This window comes from Pseudomonas sp. NPDC089422 (genome assembly GCF_044749405.1).
GTDB lineage: Bacteria > Pseudomonadota > Gammaproteobacteria > Pseudomonadales > Pseudomonadaceae > Aquipseudomonas.
This window is the reverse complement of sequence record NZ_JBIVHW010000007.1, coordinates 266,206-284,267: the sequence shown is the minus strand read 5'-3', so window position 1 is coordinate 284,267 and position 18,062 is coordinate 266,206. Positions and strand designations below refer to the sequence as shown.

Annotated in this window: 19 protein-coding genes and 1 pseudogene; 11 read left to right on the top strand and 9 right to left on the bottom strand. The window is 65.7% G+C overall.

Translation table 11 applies throughout. The features are described 5' to 3' along the window. Nucleotides 1–28: 28 nt before the first annotated feature. Entirely contained in the window at nucleotides 29–610 is a 582-nt protein-coding gene (locus ACIPZ8_RS15730; protein ID WP_400724774.1) for a flavin reductase family protein, read from the bottom strand. A gap of 172 nt (nucleotides 611–782) precedes the next feature. On the opposite strand from ACIPZ8_RS15730, the gene ACIPZ8_RS15725 reads away from it, so the two are divergent. Then, nucleotides 783–1,121 (top strand): hypothetical protein, encoded by a 339-nt coding sequence (locus ACIPZ8_RS15725; protein WP_400724772.1) that lies wholly within the window; start codon nucleotides 783–785, stop codon nucleotides 1,119–1,121. Nucleotides 1,122–1,160: 39 nt separating this feature from the next. Beyond that, complete coding sequence (locus ACIPZ8_RS15720) at nucleotides 1,161–2,594, top strand: PLP-dependent aminotransferase family protein (RefSeq protein ID WP_400724769.1); 1,434 nt, start codon at nucleotides 1,161–1,163, stop codon at nucleotides 2,592–2,594. On the opposite strand, the gene ACIPZ8_RS15715 is transcribed toward ACIPZ8_RS15720, so the two are convergent. Continuing rightward, nucleotides 2,587–3,783, bottom strand: coding sequence for a cyanate transporter (locus ACIPZ8_RS15715; protein ID WP_400724766.1), 1,197 nt, complete (start codon nucleotides 3,781–3,783; stop codon nucleotides 2,587–2,589). The genes ACIPZ8_RS15720 and ACIPZ8_RS15715 overlap by 8 nt on opposite strands. A gap of 202 nt (nucleotides 3,784–3,985) precedes the next feature. Between ACIPZ8_RS15715 and ACIPZ8_RS15710 the strand changes: the two genes are divergently transcribed. Further along, complete coding sequence (locus tag ACIPZ8_RS15710) at nucleotides 3,986–4,423, top strand: carboxymuconolactone decarboxylase family protein (protein WP_400725033.1); 438 nt, start codon at nucleotides 3,986–3,988, stop codon at nucleotides 4,421–4,423. Between the two features lie 106 nt (nucleotides 4,424–4,529). On the opposite strand, the gene ACIPZ8_RS15705 is transcribed toward ACIPZ8_RS15710, so the two are convergent. Both ACIPZ8_RS15705 and ACIPZ8_RS15700 read right to left on the bottom strand, forming a co-directional pair. Further along, nucleotides 4,530–5,255 carry a hypothetical protein gene (locus ACIPZ8_RS15705; RefSeq protein WP_400724763.1) on the bottom strand — a complete coding sequence of 242 codons (726 nt, stop codon included), beginning with the start codon at nucleotides 5,253–5,255 and terminating at the stop codon, nucleotides 4,530–4,532. 79 nt (nucleotides 5,256–5,334) lie between these two features. Next, nucleotides 5,335–6,078, bottom strand: a complete 744-nt coding sequence (locus ACIPZ8_RS15700; protein ID WP_400724761.1) for a sulfite exporter TauE/SafE family protein — start codon at nucleotides 6,076–6,078, stop codon at nucleotides 5,335–5,337. Between the two features lie 132 nt (nucleotides 6,079–6,210). Here ACIPZ8_RS15700 and ACIPZ8_RS15695 point away from each other — a divergent pair, with 132 nt between their 5' ends. Next, nucleotides 6,211–6,834 carry a glutathione S-transferase family protein gene (locus ACIPZ8_RS15695; RefSeq protein ID WP_400724758.1) on the top strand — a complete coding sequence of 208 codons (624 nt, stop codon included), beginning with the start codon at nucleotides 6,211–6,213 and terminating at the stop codon, nucleotides 6,832–6,834. Nucleotides 6,835–6,910: 76 nt separating this feature from the next. On the opposite strand, the gene ACIPZ8_RS15690 is transcribed toward ACIPZ8_RS15695, so the two are convergent. Beyond that, the gene (locus tag ACIPZ8_RS15690) at nucleotides 6,911–8,080 is read right to left on the bottom strand and encodes an MFS transporter (protein ID WP_400724755.1); all 1,170 of its coding nucleotides are present in this window, start codon (nucleotides 8,078–8,080) and stop codon (nucleotides 6,911–6,913) included. 95 nt (nucleotides 8,081–8,175) lie between these two features. Between ACIPZ8_RS15690 and ACIPZ8_RS15685 the strand changes: the two genes are divergently transcribed. Beyond that, a complete protein-coding gene (locus ACIPZ8_RS15685) occupies nucleotides 8,176–9,087 on the top strand; it encodes a LysR family transcriptional regulator (RefSeq protein WP_400724752.1) in 912 nt (303 codons plus the stop codon). Between the two features lie 20 nt (nucleotides 9,088–9,107). Here ACIPZ8_RS15685 and ACIPZ8_RS15680 read toward each other — a convergent pair whose 3' ends face one another. Beyond that, nucleotides 9,108–9,728, bottom strand: coding sequence for a TetR/AcrR family transcriptional regulator (locus ACIPZ8_RS15680; protein ID WP_400724749.1), 621 nt, complete (start codon nucleotides 9,726–9,728; stop codon nucleotides 9,108–9,110). A 123-nt stretch (nucleotides 9,729–9,851) separates the two neighbouring features. On the opposite strand from ACIPZ8_RS15680, the gene ACIPZ8_RS15675 reads away from it, so the two are divergent. From ACIPZ8_RS15675 to ACIPZ8_RS15665, 3 genes are all read left to right on the top strand, one after another. Next, nucleotides 9,852–11,531 carry an amidohydrolase gene (locus ACIPZ8_RS15675; RefSeq protein ID WP_400724746.1) on the top strand — a complete coding sequence of 560 codons (1,680 nt, stop codon included), beginning with the start codon at nucleotides 9,852–9,854 and terminating at the stop codon, nucleotides 11,529–11,531. Between the two features lie 27 nt (nucleotides 11,532–11,558). Next, nucleotides 11,559–12,713 (top strand): MFS transporter, encoded by a 1,155-nt coding sequence (locus ACIPZ8_RS15670; protein ID WP_400724743.1) that lies wholly within the window; start codon nucleotides 11,559–11,561, stop codon nucleotides 12,711–12,713. A 184-nt stretch (nucleotides 12,714–12,897) separates the two neighbouring features. Continuing rightward, a complete protein-coding gene (locus ACIPZ8_RS15665) occupies nucleotides 12,898–13,875 on the top strand; it encodes a D-2-hydroxyacid dehydrogenase family protein (protein WP_400724740.1) in 978 nt (325 codons plus the stop codon). Nucleotides 13,876–13,895: 20 nt separating this feature from the next. On the opposite strand, the gene ACIPZ8_RS15660 is transcribed toward ACIPZ8_RS15665, so the two are convergent. From ACIPZ8_RS15660 to ACIPZ8_RS15650, 3 genes are all read right to left on the bottom strand, one after another. Beyond that, a complete protein-coding gene (locus ACIPZ8_RS15660; protein ID WP_400725030.1) occupies nucleotides 13,896–14,339 on the bottom strand; it encodes an acetyltransferase in 444 nt (147 codons plus the stop codon). Between the two features lie 181 nt (nucleotides 14,340–14,520). Then, nucleotides 14,521–15,309 (bottom strand): formate/nitrite transporter family protein, encoded by a 789-nt coding sequence (locus ACIPZ8_RS15655; protein WP_400724737.1) that lies wholly within the window; start codon nucleotides 15,307–15,309, stop codon nucleotides 14,521–14,523. 293 nt (nucleotides 15,310–15,602) lie between these two features. Further along, on the bottom strand, nucleotides 15,603–15,860 hold the full coding sequence (locus tag ACIPZ8_RS15650) for a hypothetical protein (protein WP_400725041.1): 258 nt from the start codon (nucleotides 15,858–15,860) through the stop codon (nucleotides 15,603–15,605). A 5-nt stretch (nucleotides 15,861–15,865) separates the two neighbouring features. Between ACIPZ8_RS15650 and ACIPZ8_RS15645 the strand changes: the two are divergent. From ACIPZ8_RS15645 to ACIPZ8_RS15635, 3 genes and pseudogenes are all read left to right on the top strand, one after another. Then, nucleotides 15,866–16,066 (top strand): annotated as a pseudogene (locus ACIPZ8_RS15645) (transcriptional regulator); the annotation flags it as partial. A gap of 73 nt (nucleotides 16,067–16,139) precedes the next feature. Continuing rightward, the gene (locus ACIPZ8_RS15640; RefSeq protein WP_400724734.1) at nucleotides 16,140–16,622 is read left to right on the top strand and encodes a cell division protein; all 483 of its coding nucleotides are present in this window, start codon (nucleotides 16,140–16,142) and stop codon (nucleotides 16,620–16,622) included. After that, nucleotides 16,615–18,057 carry a TIGR01777 family oxidoreductase gene (locus ACIPZ8_RS15635; RefSeq protein WP_400724731.1) on the top strand — a complete coding sequence of 481 codons (1,443 nt, stop codon included), beginning with the start codon at nucleotides 16,615–16,617 and terminating at the stop codon, nucleotides 18,055–18,057. Before ACIPZ8_RS15640 ends, ACIPZ8_RS15635 begins: the two co-directional genes overlap by 8 nt. Nucleotides 18,058–18,062 lie beyond the last annotated feature (5 nt).

Below are 18,062 nucleotides of genomic sequence, written 5' to 3'. Positions count from 1 at the left end.
TACAGGAATGACGCCAGCACGGGCAATTTCAAGCCTGCGGGTCGACCACCACCGGCTCGCCAATCGCATAGAAATGCCCACCCGCCACATAGTGCAGGCTGCGCCACTGCGGGTCGGCATTCTCGTACGCCCAATGCCCGTCGCGGAAAACCTGGTCATCTGCCCAGGCCGCCACCACTTCACCGATGAACAGGTCATAGGTGTTCTGGTTATGCGGCTCATCGATCACCCGGCACATCAGCCAGGCCGAGCAGCCCTGCACCAGTGGCGCCACATGCCCCTCCACCCGCGCCAGCTCGACGCCGATGCTGGCCAGCTTGTCCGGCTGGTCGAACAGGCTGCGGGTACCCACCTGATGGGTCAGCAGCGCCTGGGCGGCAGTGGGTACCTGGATCACGAACCAGCCACTGCCCTCGACCAGCTGCCGGGTGCGGGCACTCTTGTCCAGCACCACGGTGACCTTGGGCGGGTCGAAGTCCAGTGCACACACCCAGGCAGCAGCCATGACGTTGTCCACCCCCTCATGACTGGCCGAGACCAGTACGGTCGGCCCATGGTTGAGCAAGCGGTAGGCCTTTTGCAGGTCGACGGCTTGGAAGTGGCTGTTCATCGGGGGCCTCGCTCAGCACAGAAATCAGGCGAAGCATTGTGCCGCATCGCTGCAACGCAAGCACCCTCCTCGTAGTTTCAGAAAATTCCCACAGCCAATTCTGACGCGTCTTACTTGCCGCCGAGGGCCAGTAAAAACAAGTATGCAAACCTGCGACCAGAGGAGGCTGCGCATGTACCCAGATACCCGAACCACCGCCGAACTGCGCAGTACCCTGCGCGAACTGCTGGCGCACGAGATCAGCAACCCGGACGACGACCCGCACCTGTCGGGCGTGCTGTTCTTCTGTGCCACCGACGAGCGTACTCGGCAACTGATCGAGCGCATCGAGCTGCTGGCCAGCGAAGTCTTCTTCGACCCGTGCGGGCGGGCCATCAGCCAGCGGATGCGCGCCATCGGCGTCAAAGGCGTGTGCATCAAGCAGAAACGCAAGGCCGCGGAAGATGAAACGGTGATCCGGATTACCCTGAACGACAAGGGCTACATCACGGTGAGCACCGCCCGGCTCTGATCCGCTATCCTCAGCACTCTTGTGCTTCGGACAGTGATCATGGAACTGCATATCCGCCTGGACGGCCGCAAAGGCCTGGCCGACCAGCTCTACCAGCAACTGCGCGCCGGCATAGACAGCGGCCACCTGGCCGCCGGCACGCAACTGCCGCCGACCCGGCTGCTGGCCGAGCAACTGGGCGTGTCACGCAAGACCGTGGCCGAAGCCTACTCGCGACTGACCTACGACAACCTGCTCAGCGGTGTGGTTGGCCGTGGCACGTTCATCACCCCGCGCCAACCGTTGCACACCGGTGAAACGCAAGCCGTGCCCCTGGCCGCTGCCGCATCACTGCAGCGCTGGCAGCAACGCGCCACGGTGCTCGCCAGGCGCACCCAGGAAGCCCCTTCGCGCTATGACTTCGTCGGCGGTGCCTCGAGCAAGGCGCAGTTCCCCTTCGACCAGTGGCGCAGCTGCCTGAACTACGCCCTGCGCCGTAGCCAGCGGCACCCCGAACGGCAGTTTGCCGCCCAGGGCCTGGCCGAACTGCGCGAGGCCATCGCCCACCACATCGCCTACGCCCGCGGCGTGCATTGCAGTGCGGCGGACGTGCTGGTGTGCAACGGCGCCCAGCAGGCCCTGGACCTGATCGCCCGGGTGCTGGTCGAGCCCGGCTGCCAGGTGGCCATGGAAGACCCCGGCTACCCGCCGGCACGCCAGCTGTTCCTCGCCTTGGGGGCAAAGTTGCAGTCAGTACCGGTGGACGATGAGGGGATGTGCGTGGCACAGATCGCCGAGGGCACCCGGCTGATCTACGTGACGCCTTCGCACCAGTTTCCGCTCGGCATGCCGATGAGCGAAGCCCGCCGCCATGCCCTGCTGGCGCGGGCCGCCGAGCTCGGCGCGTTGATCATCGAGGACGACTACGACTGCGAATTCCGCTACCAGGGCCCGGCCGCCGATGCCCTGCAGCGCCTCGACCGACAAGGGCTGGTGGCGTATGTCGGGACCTTCTCCAAGACCTTGCTGCCGGAGCTGCGCCTGGGTTACGCGGTGCTGCCACAGGCGGTGCTCAGCGCCGCCTGCGTGGCCAAGCACCTGAGCGACTGGCACAGCCCGACCTTGCTGCAGTGGGCGCTGGCGCGGTTCATTGGCGAGGGCCACCTGAACAAGCACATCCGCCGCTGCCATGACATCTACAGCGGCCGCCGCGAGCGCATCCTGGCGCGCCTGGACGGCGACCTGGCGCCCTGGTTCAGCGCCGTGCCCGCCAGTGCCGGGTTCCACCTGAGCGCCCTGGCGCGGCCAGGGGTGGACGTCGAGTTGCTGGCCAACCTCGCCCGCAAGGTCGAGGTCGGGCTGTACTCGCTGGCGCCGTTCTTCAGCGAAGCCCCCGTGCGCCAGGGCTTGCTGCTGGGCTTCGGCGCCATCGAGCTGCTGGATATCGACCCGGCGCTGGACCGGGTCCGCGATACCCTGCAACGCCTCAGTTGACCAGCGCCGCCTGGCCACCCTGCTTAGGCCGGGCGATGGCCGCTGCATAGCCGCGCGGGGCGAAACAGGCGGTCACCACCAGCATCGCCAGCACGGTGACGGTCAGCAACGTCCAGGATGCCTGGAAGTCACCGCTGACATCGCGCAGCCAACCGGTGATGTACGGGATGATGCCGGTGATGATGAAACCGATGCCCTGCACGAATGCCGCCAGGCTGCCGGCTTCAGCGGGCGTCCTGAGGTGCTCCAGGGTCAAGGTCAGGCTCAGGCTGAAGCAGGCGCCCAGGCCAAAGCCGATCATTGCGACCCACAGGCCCATGGCCAGCGTCGGCGCCAGCAGCAAGCCGAGGAAGCCCGCCAGCTGGATCGACAGCGCCAGCCACAAGCCCGGGCGACGGTCGGCCAGGCCGCGTAGCAACAGGGGCAGGCCCAAAGCACCGCAGACTTGGAAAATGGTCATCAGGCCAACCAGGTCGCCACCGCCTTGCGCGGTGCCACCGTGTTCCAGGTGGTAGGCCGGTAGCCACGCGACCATGCTGGTATAGCCGCCATTGATCAGGCCGAAGTACAGCGCCAGCAACCAGGCCCGGCGCGTGCCGAACCAATGCCCGCCAGCGGCGCCGGCCAGCTTTGGCGCAAGCTCCCGAGGGCGCAGCGCGGCCCAGGCCAGCACCGCCAGCACGGCCGGAATCGCCCACACGCCAAGCCCGGCCTGCCAGTGGCCGAAGTGCCCACTGATGTGCGGGCCGAGCACCGCCGCCAGGCCACCGCCACTCATCAGCGCCGCCGAATACAGGCCCATGGCCCCGGCCAGGCGACTGGGGAACCAGCGATTGACCAGGCCCGGCATCATGCCCTGCACCACCGCCACGCCCAACCCAGCCAGCACCGCGCTGGCGATCAGCGCCCAGGCGCTGTCCAGTTGCAGCCGCCACAGGCAGGCCAGGGCAATGGCGCCGAGGCCGCCGAGCATGCCGCCGTGCTCGCTGATCCAGCGCCGCAGCCAGGGCTGCAGCAATGGCACCAGCCCCATGCACAGCACCGGCAACGCCGTCAGCAGCGCCGCCTGCTGGTAACCCAGCCCGGTGCTCGCGCGCATCGGCTCGAGCAACGGGCCGATGCTGGTCAGGATCGGTCTCAGGTTCAATGCCAGCAAGATCACCAGCAACAGGTTCAACGCCCCTCTCATCACGAATCGATACTCCCCAGGCAAGACCCGGTCATTATCCTGTCCAGGCAGTCAGGGTAGAAATGAAGAGATTGGATGCAGGTCAGTGGCCACCTTAATGGCCCGATTGGCCTCCCGGCAAAGCGCGCGATTGGCTATCGGGCCAATGGGCGGTGGGCGCTAAGGTAGCGCCATGTCCACCACACATTCCCTGGAGCACAGCATGCACAACCGTATCGAATGGGCCAAACACTCGCCGGAAGCCTACAAGGCCATGGTCGGCCTGGAGCAGGCCCTGGCCAAGAGTGGCCTGGAAAACTCGCTGCTGGAGCTGGTGCGCCTACGGGCTTCGCAAATCAACGGCTGCGCCTACTGCGTGAACATGCATGCCAATGATGCGCGCAAGGCCGGCGAAACCGAGGCGCGCTTGCAGACCCTGTGCGTCTGGCAAGAGACGAATTACTTCACCCCCCGTGAACGTGCCGCACTGGCCTGGGTGGAGTGCCTGACCCGGCTGCCCGAGCGGGGCGCCCCGCAAGCGGAATACGAAGCGCTGCAGCAGCACTTCGAGCCGGCCGAGGTGGCCAACCTGACCTTGGCCATCGCCACCATCAATGCCTGGAACCGCTTTGGCGTGGGGTTTGCCATGGTGCCGGCGTGATCGGTGCGGTGGGCCAGATCTGAGAGTTTTGGCGCCTGTGAGATCGAGCGCCGCGCGGGCGGCGCTCGATCTCACAGGCGCTGCAAGAACAAAGACGAGCCCCAAATCAAACCACAACCCGCCGCCGGGCGAGGCAGGCGTACCCCATGCCCAGCACGGCGAGCAGCAACACCCCCAGCAGCCCCACCAGCTCGCTGCTGTAGCGCGCCACCAGCGCCGGGAACCCGGTGAACTCGCGGTAGACCCGCACATTGGCCTCGCCACCGGCAAAACTGACAGCAATGCCGCCCTGGCGAATCTGCGCATAGTCGGCGTCGAAATACACCCAGACCCTGCACTCGCCGCCCTTCTCGATGGCCGGTATTTGCACCTGCGCCGTCGCCGCCTCGTAAAGGGTGTCGTTACCTGCCGCATCGCGCACCTGCACCAGGCCCTTGGCCGGCAGGCGGATCTTCACCTCACGCACATCACTGTCGCCACGGTTGTGCAGGTCGATGAGCAAGCCGGTTCGGTGGTCCACCAAGCCGGCTTCGAAGGGCTTGGCGAACAGCTGCACATAAGGTGCCTGGGCAAGTTCGATCAGCTTGTCGACCTGATACGGGTTCAACGTCCCGCCGCTGATGGTGTTGACGCGCGGTTGCAACTGCTCGTACTTGAGCTGCTCGTTGGCCCTGCTGATGCGCTCGCTGAACTGGCTGGGATAGGTGAGGTAGGCGTAGGTCAGGGTCGCCTCGAGCCGTGGCGGGGCCTTGAGCAGCCCATAAGCCACCAGCATGACCATCAGGCCAAGCAGCATGGCGACCAGGCGTTTGCCGACTTTGTCCCAGTTCAACGGTGCAATTCCTTCTGTTACGGCACGGAAGATCGAAGCGGCGCAAAGGGTGCCAAGTTCAGGGCCGCCAGGCAAGCACTCAACGGCTCAACAACAGCGGCAATGACGCCATCAGCATGGCCACCCCCGAGGCCGTGAGCAAACCCAGCACCACCCGGCGAAACGCCAGCTCGCTGATCCCCAGGTACACCCGTGTCCCCAGCAGCGCTGGCAGTGCCATGGCCAGCAGCACCACGCCAAACGCGGGCAGCATGTCGCGAGTCACCACCCCGGTGCCAAGGTAGGTGAGCAGAGTCACCAGCAGCATCGACAGGTTGAAGTTCTGGATCACCGCACGCTGGGTGTCCCGCTGGAAGCCGCGCAAGGTACACCACAGTGTAGGCACTGTGCCGGTAAAGCCACCGATTCCGCCCAGCGCCCCACCCACCAGGCCCACCGCGCCATCGGCCAGGCGGTTGCCCGGCAGCCGTGGCAGGCGCGGCGCCAGCAGCATCAGCGGGCACCACAGCACCAGCAGCGTGCCGAACACCGCCTTGAACCAGAGCATGTCCAGGTACGGCAGCACCCACACCCCCAGCGGGATGCCGGCCAGGCCGCCGAGCACGAACGGCCACAGCAGCGCCCAGCTGAAGCCGCGCCGTACGCTGAACACGGCGATCAGCTGGCCGGCGAGGCTGCCGAACACGGTCAGCGACGCCGCCAGCCGCGGTTCCAGGCCCCAGGCCCAGAACGACATGGCGACCATGCCGAAGGCAAAGCCGGAAAGGCCCTGGACGAAACCGGCGACCATGGCGCCGAGGGCGATGAGGTAAAAGGCATCCATGGGGCGATTCGAGCCTCGCGTGTTCGGCGTTCCACCTTGCCAGAGCCGGGGGCGAATGTCTGCTTCAGATCTGGCTTGACCCAAAAGACAACGTCGTCGACGATCAGCGTTCACCCCATCAAGGACGACCGCATGTTACGGATACTCGGCAGGGCCTCTTCGATCAACGTACGCAAGGTGCTGTGGGCCTGCGCCGAACTCAACATTCCGTTCGAGCGTGAAGACTGGGGCAACGGCTTCAAGCCTACCGACGCCCCTCAATTCCTCGCGCTCAACCCCAACGCCATGGTCCCGGTAATCCAGGACGGCGACTTCACGCTGTGGGAATCCAATAGCATCATCCGCTACCTGGCGAACCGTTACGGCGATGCGGCCATCTACCCAGGCGAAGCGCAGGCACGAGCACGTATCGATCAGTGGATCGACTGGCAGGCGTCGGACCTGAACCGGGCGTGGAGCTACCCGTTCATGTCGCGGGTGCGCCAGTCGCCTGCGCACCAGGATGCCCAGGCGCTGGCCGCCGGTTGCGCAGAGTGGGCGCGCTACATGGGCATCCTCGACCGGCAACTGGCTGCGACCGGCGCGTTCGTCGCCGGGGGGCGCTTTACCTTGGCCGACATCCCCATCGGCCTGTCGGTGCAGCGCTGGTTCGCCACGCCGATAGACCACCCCCGGTTACCTGCCGTTAGCGCCTATTACGAGCGCCTCAGCCAACGCCCGGGGTACCTTGCCCACGGTCGCAACGGCCTGCCTTGATGGGGATGCAGGGTGATTGCCTTATCGGGGCTGGGCAACTCTACAGAAAGGGGGCTGCTTTGCAGCCCACTGTCAGTTATATCGCCGCCTGCTGCACCGGCACCTGCGGCCGCGTCCGCCAGACGATGGTCAGCACCAGCCCCAGCACCGCCATCCCTGCCCCGGCATACGACACTGCCGAATACCCCAACCCCGCATTGATCACTGCGCCACCCAGCGCCGCGCCAATCGCGTTGCCCAGGTTGAACGCGCCAATGTTCACCGCCGACGCCAGGTTCGGTGCGTCCTTGGCGGCTTCCATCACACGCATCTGCAGCGGTGGTACCAGGGCGAAGCTGGCGATACCCCACACCAGGATCGCCACCGCGGTCGGCAGCGCCCCGCCCAAGGTGGCCGGGAACACCAGCAGCACGGCGATCAGCACCGCCAGCGACACCATCAAGGTCCGCTCGATCGAGCGGTCCGCCGCCTTGCCACCCCACATGTTGCCCAGGGTCAAACCAATACCGAACAGCACCAGCATGGCCGTGATGAAGGTCGTCGAAGCCTGTGCCTGGGCGTGCAGGATCGGCGCGATGTAGGTGAATACGGTGAACATCGCACTGGAACCGACCACGGTCAGCGCCAGCGCCGACAATACCGGCCCCCGGCCGAGCACACGGATTTCGGCCATCGCACCGCCACTTTTAGGCAGCGGCAGGTTGGGCAGCGCGAACCACAGCGAGACCATCGCCACCAGGCCCAGGCCGGCAATACCCCAGAATGCCGTGCGCCAGCCCAACAGCTCACCGAACCAGGTCGCCAGCGGCACGCCGCCGATGGTCGCCAGGGTCAGCCCCATGAACATCGCCGCCACCGCGCCAGCCCGCTTCTCGGGTGGCACCACGCTGGCCGCGACCACCGAGCCGACGCCAAAGAACGCACCATGGTTAAGCGAGGTGACGATGCGTGCGACCATCAGGCTTTGATAATCGCTCGCCATCGCCGACATCAGGTTGCCCAGGGTAAAGATCGCCATCAGCCCGATCAGCAGGTAGCGCCGCGGGATCTTGCCGGTGGCCAGGGTCATCAGTGGGGCGCCGAGCAGCACGCCGACGGCGTAGGCGCTGACCAGCAGCCCGGCGGCAGGGATGGACACGCCGAGGTCGGCGGCGATGCTGGGCAGCATGCCCATGGGGGCAAACTCGGTGACACCGATGCCGAAGGCACCGATGGCGAGTGCCACGAGCGGGGGATTGATACGCATACAAAGGCTCCTTATCTATGACGGGAATGCTACGATCCATCTTTTGAATGCACTAGACCGGTTTTTCGGCAATCACCTTTGCGCTGGAGGCACAGATGGACTACCACGGGCGATCCGGGGAGATGGAGGTGTTTGCCAAGGTGGTGGATGAAGGCAGCCTGTCCGCCGCCGCGCGGGTGCTGGGCCTGACGCCCTCGGCGGTGAGCCGTATCATCGCCCGCGCCGAGCAGCGCCTGGGCACGCGCCTGCTGTTGCGCACCACCCGGGCGCTCACCCTCACCACCGAGGGCGAGGCCTACCTGCGCGGGGCTCGGCGCATCCTCGCGGACCTGCTCGAAGTCGAAGAGGCGATCACTGACCAGGGCGTACCGCGCGGGCGGTTGCGGGTCAGCGCGGCACTGGGGCATGGGCGACTGACGGTGGTGCCGTTGCTGACCGCGTTCAGCGCCCGTTACCCACAGGTGCTGGTCGACCTGACGCTGAGTGACGAAATCGCCGATATCCATGGCGGTCAGGCCGATGTGGCGCTGCGCTTTGGCCCACTGCCGGACAGCTCGCTGAGCGCACGCTGCATCGGCCATACCGGCCAGGTAGTGGTGGCATCGCCCGAATACCTGGCACGCTGTGGCACGCCGCAAGTGCCGGAGGACCTGGCGCAGCACAACTGCCTGCGCTTCAACTTCCGGCGGGCAGCACCGGACTGGCCGTTTCGACGGGCGGGGGAAGACTTTTCACTGAAGGTAACGGGGAATATCGAGTGCAGCAGTGGCGAGGCGCTGGCGCAACTGGCCAGGCTGGGGGCGGGGGTTGCGCGGATCGGGACCTTTACCGTAGTTGATGAGCTGAAAAACGGCCAACTAGTAGCGCTATTGGAAGACTACAACCCGGGCGACCGCGAGCCGCTGCATGCGGTGTTCGTCGGCGGGCCGGCGATGCCGGCGCGGGTGCGGGTGTTTGTGGACTTTCTGGTGGAGCATCACCAGAACTGGCCGCTCAACCAGCCCTGACACATTACCCCTGCAACCGCTTAACCCTGCATCCCGGCCAGCAGGAAACCCATGAACCGGCGCACATCTTCGCGGTGCGCCACCAGGTCCAATGGCTCGCAACTGCACAGCCGCAGCAGCTGCAGATGCCCGTAGTCGTTGATCAGAAACGCGGCATAGCCCACATCGAGATCGGCGCGCAACTTGCCGCTGTCGCACAGGTCCTGGAGCAGGTGCTTGAGCTCCTCGACCAGCGCGTCGTTGACCCGCTTGTAGGCCTCGGGCACCTCCCGCTGATGGCTGCCCAGCAACGGCAGCAAGGGCGGCAGAATCTCCCGCCACAGCGGTGCCGGCAGCACCTCGAAGGCGTAGTCGGTCAGGTGCGCTTCGTAGAAGCACAACGCATCCAGCGCCTGGTCGAATTCCGCCAGGCGCCTGCGCGCCTCCGCTACCGCGCGGTGGTCGGCCTCGCGCAGCTTCTCCAGCAGGATCTCCTGCTTGCTGCCGAAATAGGCGAACACCGTGGGCACCGACACCGCCGCCAGGCGGGCGATCTGCTCCATGGTGGTGGTCTGGAAGCCCTGGCTCTCGAACAGGCCCAACGCCGTACGGCTGATCGTCTCCCGGCGCAGCGCCTTCTGCTGCTCGCGCAATCCGCTCACTTCGCAACCCCTTGTCAAAACCGGTGGCCAGCATACAGCAAAGCCAATTCGTAAAAATATTTTATTGACTAAAACTTTTAATCGACACAAAACTAGCGCGGCATTTTACCCCAGGGAGCCGCCATGACCACCGCCGCCGATCTCATCATTCACAACGCCCGCATCTACACCGTCGACCCGCACCTGCCATGGGCCAGCGCCGTTGCCGTGCAGGGCGAGCGCATCCTCTGCGTTGGCGACCACGCCAGCGTCATGGCCCATGCCGGCCCCACCACGCGTTTGCTGGACGCCGCCGGCAAGCTGGTGCTGCCGGGTTTCGTCGAATCGCACTGGCACTTCTCCAGCACCGCCTTCGCCTTCCAGGCACTGGTCAACCATGAAGACCCGCACGAAGTGCTGGCCCTGCTCAAGCGCTACGTGGCGGCCAACCCAGGCGAAAAAGCCATCACCGGCATGGGCTGGATCCAGCCGCTGATGCCGGCCGACATACTGCGCCGCGAAGTGCTCGATGACATCTGCCCGGACAAGCCGGTATGCCTGCTGTCCACCGACTACCACACCATGTGGGTCAACACCTACGCGCTCAAGGTCGCCGGCATCGACCGCGACACCCCGGCCGTGGAAGAAGGCGCCAGCTGGTTCGAAAAGGACCCGGTCAGCGGCGAGCCCACTGGCGTGATCATCGACTGCGCGGCCTACTCGCTGCTGATGCAGCGCCTGAGCGAAGCCGGCTACCTGCCGACCGGGATCGACCTCTACCTGCGCTCGATCCCGTTCTGGCAAGAGAAGCTGGTCGCCGCCGGTATCACCACCGTGTTCGACGCCGGCTTCCTCGACCCGGCCGGCGACCAGACCTTGCTGTACGAAACCCTGCAGCAGCTGGAACGCGAACAACGCCTGAAACTGCGCGTGGTCGGCAGCTACATCAACATGGGCACCGAGGATGACCCGGTGAGTATCCTGCAAGGCATGCGCAGCCGCTATGATTCGCCGCTGGTGAAGGCGCAGACCCTCAAGCTGATGCTCGACGGCACCGAGCTCAACCACACCGCATTCCTGCTCGAACCTTACTGCGACAAGCCGCACTGCGGTTCGACGACCATGCCGGAAGCCGTCTTCGAGCACCACGTACGCCAGGCCGATGCCGCCGGTATCGATGTGATGGTGCACGCTGTGGGCGATGCCGCCGTGCGCATGGCGCTGGACGTGTTCGAACGGACCTTCGCCAGCAACCCGCCGCGTGACCGCCGCCATGTGATCACTCACGCCTTCCTCACCCACCCCGACGACATCCCGCGTTTTCGCCGCATCGGCGTCATGGCCAACACCCAGCTGCAATGGGGCGTGGTCGATGCCTACGCCGAGGCGATCCAGCAGTCGTATGGCTTCAAGCGCTGGGCTTCGATGTACAAGTTCCGCACCTTCATCGACCAGGGCGTGACCGTGTCGATCGGCATGGACGGCCTGGTCTGCCAGTGCCGCTGCCAGCACAAACCGGTGGAACACATCGAGTCGGGCCACACCCGCCAGCTCAGCGGCGAGCCGAATGCGCCGGTGATGCCCGATGCCGACGAACGCCTGAGCATCCCGCAACTGATTGCGGCCTACACCCTCAATGGCGCCTACCAGCTGGGGCTGGAAAAGGAGATTGGCTCGATCACTGCCGGCAAGCGCGCCGACATCATCATCCTCGAACAGGACCTGTTCGAGCTTGATCGCTATGAGATCGGCAAGACCGATGTGGCGCTGACCGTGATGAACGGCCGCATCACCCACGACGCAGGCACCCTCCCCCACGCCTGAACCTGAAGCGCCACCCGGGAAACTCCAATGCACAACAACAAGAACAACCTGCTATTGCGTGCCGCCCTGATCTACATCGCCGCCACGGCGCTGATCATCATTGGCGTGCAACCGATCTTCATCGGCCTGGTGGCCGAACGGTTGAACCTGGACCTGAGCCAGCAAGGCTGGATCCTGTCCAGCGAAATGACCGGGACCTTGCTCGGCAGCCTGCTGCTGCCGCTGCTGGGCCGGCGCTTCGGTGGCCGCGACCTGTACCTGGCAGGCGCGTTCGCCGCCCTGGCACTAAATGTGCTCAGTGCGACGCTGGACTCGCTGACCACGCTGGTGCTGTGTCGCCTGGCCTGCGGCATCGCCACCGGTTTGCTGTATGCCGGCGCGATCAGCGGGCTGGGGCGCTTGCCGGGGCAGGATCGCTCGTATGGTTTGTCGCTGCTGATCCAGACCGCCGTGTTCGCCCTGTACGCCACCTGCATGCCACAGCTGGCGGAGGTGCTTGGCAACCGTGGCGCCGTGGCAAGCATCGGCTTCTGGTTCGTGCTGATCGCCCTGGTCGCGCTGGCCGCTCCCCGGCGCTTGCACCACGAGGCGCCGGTACCCGTGCCCCAGAGCGGCGTCGGTTGTGCCACCCTCGGGCGTTATGCCCTGCTGGGGATGCTGTGCCTGCAACTGGCGATCTATTGCATCTGGGGCTTTGTCGACCAACTGGCCCGCGAGCGCGGCATCAGCCCGGTGGACGTGGGCTGGGCGTTCGGTCTGGGCATTCTCGGCGGCTTGCCCGGCGGGGCCTTGCCCAGCGTGCTGGGCGCACGGGTGAGGCGTGGGCCGATGATCGGCTTCGGCTCGCTGCTGGTGCTGCTATCGATCGCGCTGCTGGCGCGCCATGCACAGGATGCCGAGCAGCTGTGCGTGGCGCTGTTCCTGATGAACGTTGGCTGGGTGCTGGCGCTGACCTACTACATGGGCGCAATCGCCAGCAATGACCCGCGTGGGACGTTGACGCCGTGGGTGAGCATCCTGCAGGTGACGGCGGCGGCAGTGGCGCCGGCGTTCGTGGCCTTGCAGCAACAGAGCGCCGGGCATGAGACGATCTTCGTCAGTGCCGGGGTGGCGGTGGTGCTGGGGGTCGCGTTCAAGAGCATGGCCGGGGTGATGCGGCGCCAGACCCGGTCGATCTATTGACACACCTGCCTGTAGGAGCGGCCTTGTGTCGCGACAGGGCTGCGAAGCAGCCCCAGCAGTATCTGCTTTGTCGCCAATATTTTGGGGCTGCTTCGCAGCCCTGTCGCGACACAAGGCCGCTCCTACAAAGACCGCGTTATGCTTAGTCGCAAACTCAAGATAATCACCTCCAGAGCCGACCACCATGCGCATTGCCATTCCCGATGACTACCAGGATGTAATCCGCTCACTCGACTGCTTCAAGCGCCTGGCCGGGCACGAAGTGAGCGTGTTCCACGACAAGCAGCCCGCCTCGCTGGACGAGCTGGCCGCCCGCTTCGCCGACGCCGAAGCCCTGGTCCTCACCCGCGAACGCACGCGCATCGATGCTGCCCTGCTCGACCGGCTGCCGAACCTCAAGCTGATCAGCCAGACCGGTAAGGTCGCCGGCCACCTGGACCTTGAAGCCTGCACCGCCCGCGGCATCGTCGTCACCGAGGGCCGCGGCTCGCCGGTGGCACCGGCCGAGCTTGCCTGGACGCTGATCCTCAACGCCCGGCGCCAGCTGGTACCGGCGATCGAAGCGTTCAAGCAAGGCCAGTGGCAGGTCAACCTGGGCCAGGCGGTGGCCGGCCAGGTACTGGGGATCTGGGGCTACGGCAAGATCGGCCAGCGCCTGGCGCGCTATGCCCAGGCATTCGACATGCCGGTGCTGGTATGGGGCAGCGACGGCAGCCGGGCAGCGGCCGAGGCGGATGGGCACCGGGCGGCGACATCGCGCGAGGCGTTCTTTGCCGAAGCGGATATCGTCAGCCTTAACCTGCGGCTGTCAGATACCACACGCCATGGAGTGACCTTCGACGACTTGTCGCGGATGAAACCTGATGCCCTGCTGGTGAATGTCAGCCGCGCCGAGCTGATTGCACCCGGGGCCCTGCTGCAGGCACTCGACGCCGGCAGGCCGGGCTTCGCCGCAGTGGATGTATTCGAACAGGAGCCGGTACTCGAGCCGAACCACCCCCTGCTCACGCACCCGCGGGTGCTGAGCACGCCGCACCTGGGCTATGTGGAAAAGAACGGCTATGAGCTGTACTTCGGCGATGCCTTCGACAATGTGGTGGCCTTTGCCCAAGGCATTGCGAAGCGCGTTGCCAACCCTCAGGCGCTGACAGTGCGGCGCTGATCTGGATTGCGCGTTATTGCTTACGCCTTGTCAGGCAAAGCCATATGCAACAACGGGAACGGCCGGCCTTCGCCATCCAACGGCGAACGCCCGGTCTGCACGAAGCCGTAGTGGAGGTAAAAGCCTACTGCCTGCGGATTCTGCTCGTTCACATCGACACTGAGGGTATCGCGCGAGCCTCGGCAGAAATCCAGCAGTGCGCGGCCAATACCCTGGCCATGCAGGTCAGGGTCGATGAACAGCATTTCCACGTGGTTCTCGTTGAGCCCAATAAAGCCCAGTGGCTTGTCTTCAGCGTCAACAGCTACCCATAGCTCGACGGCATGCAGGTAGACATCGCGCAGTTGTGGCAGCAGTGCGTCGATGTCGGACGCCTGCAGGAATTGATGCGTCGCGCGCACGGCGCGCAGCCAGATGTCGAGCAGCCGAGGATGATCGGCTGCGAGCGCTTGGCGAATGATCATGGAATCATCCTGATATTTGCTTGATGACGGATTATCGGTGCGCCCTGGCAAGGCGACCATACTCATGTCGGCATCATGTATGCCCGCTTCGCGAATCAACGCCTGGGCGGTGCACGGCAGAACCGCCGTAAAGGAAGGAGGCGCCAATGCTACCCCTCCCTTGGCGGCGAGGTAAAGGCGCTTACGGCGCCGCTACCTGCTCCTGGGCCGCAGCGCCGAACGACACGTAGTACGCCAGGCCGACAAAGATCGCCCCGCCCACCGCATTGCCGAGGAACACCGCGACCAGGTTGTGGACCAACGCGCCCCAGCTCAGGAAACCGGCAAAGATCGCCGCCGGGATCAGGAACATGTTGGCCACCACGTGCTGGAAGCCGATGGCGACGAAGGCCATGATCGGGAACCAGATACCGAGGATCTTGCCGCTCATCTCACGGCTGGCAAAGGCCAGCCACACCGCCAGGCACACCAGCCAGTTGCAGCCGATGCCGGAGACGAAGGCATGGACGAAGTCGGCGCTGGCCTTGCTGGTGGCGGCGGCCACGGTCTTGTCCAGATAGGCGCCCTCGGTCAGGCCGAGCAGGTGGCCGAAGAAGTACGCCACGAACAGCGCGCCCAGCAGGTTGGCCAACGTCACCAGCAGCCAGTTGCGCGCCACGGCGGCCAGGCGAATGCGCCCGGCGAACATGGCCAGCGGCAGGCTCATCATGTTGCCGGTAAGCAACTCGCCGCCCGCCAGAATCACCAGGATCAGGCCAATCGGAAACACCGCGGCGCCCAGCAGGTTGCCCAGCGAGGCCCATTGCCCGGGAATCATCGCGCTGACATGGATGGCCAGGATGAAGCCCATCGAGATGAAGCCGCCGGCGAGGAAGCCGAGGATGAGCAGCGCGCGGGCAGGCAATTGGGCTTTCTTGGCACCGGCCTCGATGACGAGCTCGGTGATCCGGGAGGGGGCATTGACAGACATTTGAGAAACTCGAGCGCAGGGACGACAGCCATGCCCAGAGGCACGCCGGAAGTCAGGAATTTAGGGGTTGCGGGGTAATGCGGGGGGGTGTCAGGGGGAAGGCAAAACGGGTGGTCTCTGGGGCTACAACGAAGAGCCGCGCACGTTACTGAGGCAGAATGTCGCAGTCAAATTGATAGGGTGGATGGGTTGATAGATGGGGTCGATGAGGGACTGGCTTGCAACCCTTTAGCATCTGACGCGATCCCTGTGGGCGCGGGCTCGCCCACCCGTTATGAAGATCTGCTTGGGCGTCAGCGGAAGATCAAGGAGTGATGTGCCGCCAACTCGACCACGCGGCCGCTGGCGAGGGTCACATTGGCACGGTCCCCTTCCACGGCTACAACGCCTTCCCGCTCCAGCTGAGCAGCCGAAACCGCTGACTGCGTCAGCCACTGCACCGTCGGGTAAGCAAGCAGCTGGTCACGCGCCTCGTCGGCAATCGCACCGGGATTTCGGCCATCCTGGCCCAGGAAGCCATGGGAGCTGTGGGCGAAACGGCTGCGACGCACGCCATATCCATAAGGCCTTGGGCGGCGCATCGATCTTTGCCATCGGGCTGTCCACCGACCATCCGCAGTGCCTGGTGGAACAGGCGGTGAATGCGGCGCTGACCGATGCTTTCGAGGCGGCGCAGGCGTTGCTGCTGGAGCGCCTGGGGAGCGTGACGCTGGAGCAGCTGGCGAGTGACTTTGAGGGGCGCTACCAGGCGTTGTAGCCTGCCTGGTGCGCCGCTGCTTCGGCAAATCAAGGTACACTGCCGGCCGACATGGACGCCGACAGGACAGGGAATGCTCTTCTCTTCGACAGCGCACCCCGGTGTGCGCCGTGCATTAGTGCGCTGGTTGCAAGCCGCAGCGCTGATGCACTTGCTGATTGGCCTGGGCCTGACCTGGGCCGGCCATAGCCCGCTGCTGGGCAACTACCAACTGAGCATCGAGCAGGCCTTCTGGGGGCAGGCAGCGCCAGCCCCTGCCCGCGAGCAACAGGTGTGGTGGCTCGCGCTGTTCGGCGCCACCTTGCAAAGCTACTCGCTGTACATGCTCGGCCTGATCCAGATCGGCGACCGCCTGCGCAGCCACAACGCCTGGGCCTGGCTGGCATTCGGCATCGTGCTGTGGGCACCGCAGGACATGCTGGTGTCGCTGCAGGCCGGCATGTGGTCGCACCTGGTCATCGATGGCCTGGCCCTGCTCGCCCTGCTGCCGCCGTTGCTGTGGCTGTATCGCCACGACCGCCCCACCACCACTTTGAAAGGACTTGAACGTGGCTGAATTGCCGATCCTGACCTGGGCCCTGAACCTGTTGCTGATCCAAGGCCTGCTGGGCGCGCTGGACACCCTCTACCACCATGAACTGACCGTGGCCCTGCCCCAACGCTACAGCGCGCGGCTTGAGCTGGCGATCCACGCGGTGCGCTCGTGCTGCTACGGCATCCTGTTCCTGGGTATCGCCCACGTGGCCTTCCAGGGCACCTGGGCGATCATCGTGGCGGTGGTCTTCACCCTGGAAATCGGCCTGACCCTGTGGGACTTCGTGGTCGAGGACCGCAGCCGCAAGCTGCCGGCCATCGAGCGCATCATGCACACCGTGCTGGCGATCAACGCCGGCGCCTTCTTCGCCTTGTACGGCCTGCAGCTGCTGCAGTGGTCGAGCCTGCCCAGCGGGCTGGTGGCCATCGACCTCGGCTGGCGCGGCTGGCTGCTGACCCTGTTCGCCCTCGGCGTGACCGCGTCGGGCATTCGCGATGCGCTGGCGACACTGCGCATGCAGCGCCAGGGGCAGCCGGCCAACCCGTTTGCCGGGGGGGCCTACCAGCAGGTGCTGGTCACCGGTGGCACCGGTTTCATCGGCGAGACCCTGGTCAACCAGCTGCTCGATGCCGGCCACAGCGTCACCGTGCTGGCCCGTGACCCGCTGCGCGCCGCCTACCTGTTCGACGGCCGCGCCCGTTGCCTGCGCAGCCTCGACAAGCTCGGCCATGACGAGCGCTTCGACGTGGTCATCAACCTGGCCGGCGCCCCCGTCGCCGGGCCACGCTGGACACCACGCCGCAAGGCCCAGCTGCTCGCCAGCCGGGTCGGGACCACCGAGGCCTTGCTGCGCTGGATGCGTCAGGCCCGGCACAAACCGGCGCTGTGGATCCAGGCCTCGGCCATCGGCTATTACGGCGTGCGCGACGGTAACCAGCAACTGGACGAAAGTGCCAGCAAAGGCCACGGTTTCATGGCCGAGCTGTGCGACCGCTGGGAGGCCTCTGCCAGCCCGGCCAGCGCCCTCGGCGCCCGCCAGGTGGTGCTGCGCCTGGGCGTGGTGTTCGGCCCGGGCGGTGCGCTGACGCCCCTGCTGATGCCGTTTCGCCTGGGCCTGGGCGGGCGCATGGGCGATGGCCAGCAGATCATGAGCTGGGTGCACCGTGACGACGTACTGGCGGTGATGGCGTGCGCCATGGCCGACAGCGACATGCAGGGCACCTACAACCTGGTTGCCCCCGAGCCGGTCAGCCAGGCCACCTTCGCCCACAGCGTCGGCCAACTGCTCAAGCGCCCGGTGTGGCTGCATATCCCGGCTGCACCGGTACGGGCCCTGGCCGGCGAAATGGCCGAGCTGTTCTTCGATGGCCAGCGCGTGTTGCCGAGCCGTCTGGAGCAGGCCGGCTACCGCTTCCGCTACCCAACCCTGGACAGCGCGCTGCGCGACCTGGCCTGAGGAGC

Bases quoted from the DNA above. Each gene is read 5' to 3' on its own strand.
- ACIPZ8_RS15690 (WP_400724755.1), bottom strand. From the start codon at position 8,080: ATGCGTATCAATCCCCCGCTCGTGGCACTCGCCATCGGTGCCTTCGGC.
- ACIPZ8_RS15640 (WP_400724734.1), top strand. From the start codon at position 16,140: ATGCTCTTCTCTTCGACAGCGCACCCCGGTGTGCGCCGTGCATTAGTG.
- ACIPZ8_RS15725 (WP_400724772.1), top strand. From the start codon at position 783: ATGTACCCAGATACCCGAACCACCGCCGAACTGCGCAGTACCCTGCGC.
- ACIPZ8_RS15720 (WP_400724769.1), top strand. From the start codon at position 1,161: ATGGAACTGCATATCCGCCTGGACGGCCGCAAAGGCCTGGCCGACCAG.
- ACIPZ8_RS15710 (WP_400725033.1), top strand. From the start codon at position 3,986: ATGCACAACCGTATCGAATGGGCCAAACACTCGCCGGAAGCCTACAAG.
- ACIPZ8_RS15685 (WP_400724752.1), top strand. From the start codon at position 8,176: ATGGACTACCACGGGCGATCCGGGGAGATGGAGGTGTTTGCCAAGGTG.
- ACIPZ8_RS15715 (WP_400724766.1), bottom strand. From the start codon at position 3,783: ATGAGAGGGGCGTTGAACCTGTTGCTGGTGATCTTGCTGGCATTGAAC.
- ACIPZ8_RS15730 (WP_400724774.1), bottom strand. From the start codon at position 610: ATGAACAGCCACTTCCAAGCCGTCGACCTGCAAAAGGCCTACCGCTTG.
- ACIPZ8_RS15660 (WP_400725030.1), bottom strand. From the start codon at position 14,339: ATGATCATTCGCCAAGCGCTCGCAGCCGATCATCCTCGGCTGCTCGAC.
- ACIPZ8_RS15665 (WP_400724740.1), top strand. From the start codon at position 12,898: ATGCGCATTGCCATTCCCGATGACTACCAGGATGTAATCCGCTCACTC.
- ACIPZ8_RS15700 (WP_400724761.1), bottom strand. From the start codon at position 6,078: ATGGATGCCTTTTACCTCATCGCCCTCGGCGCCATGGTCGCCGGTTTC.
- ACIPZ8_RS15675 (WP_400724746.1), top strand. From the start codon at position 9,852: ATGACCACCGCCGCCGATCTCATCATTCACAACGCCCGCATCTACACC.
- ACIPZ8_RS15695 (WP_400724758.1), top strand. From the start codon at position 6,211: ATGTTACGGATACTCGGCAGGGCCTCTTCGATCAACGTACGCAAGGTG.
- ACIPZ8_RS15670 (WP_400724743.1), top strand. From the start codon at position 11,559: ATGCACAACAACAAGAACAACCTGCTATTGCGTGCCGCCCTGATCTAC.
- ACIPZ8_RS15655 (WP_400724737.1), bottom strand. From the start codon at position 15,309: ATGTCTGTCAATGCCCCCTCCCGGATCACCGAGCTCGTCATCGAGGCC.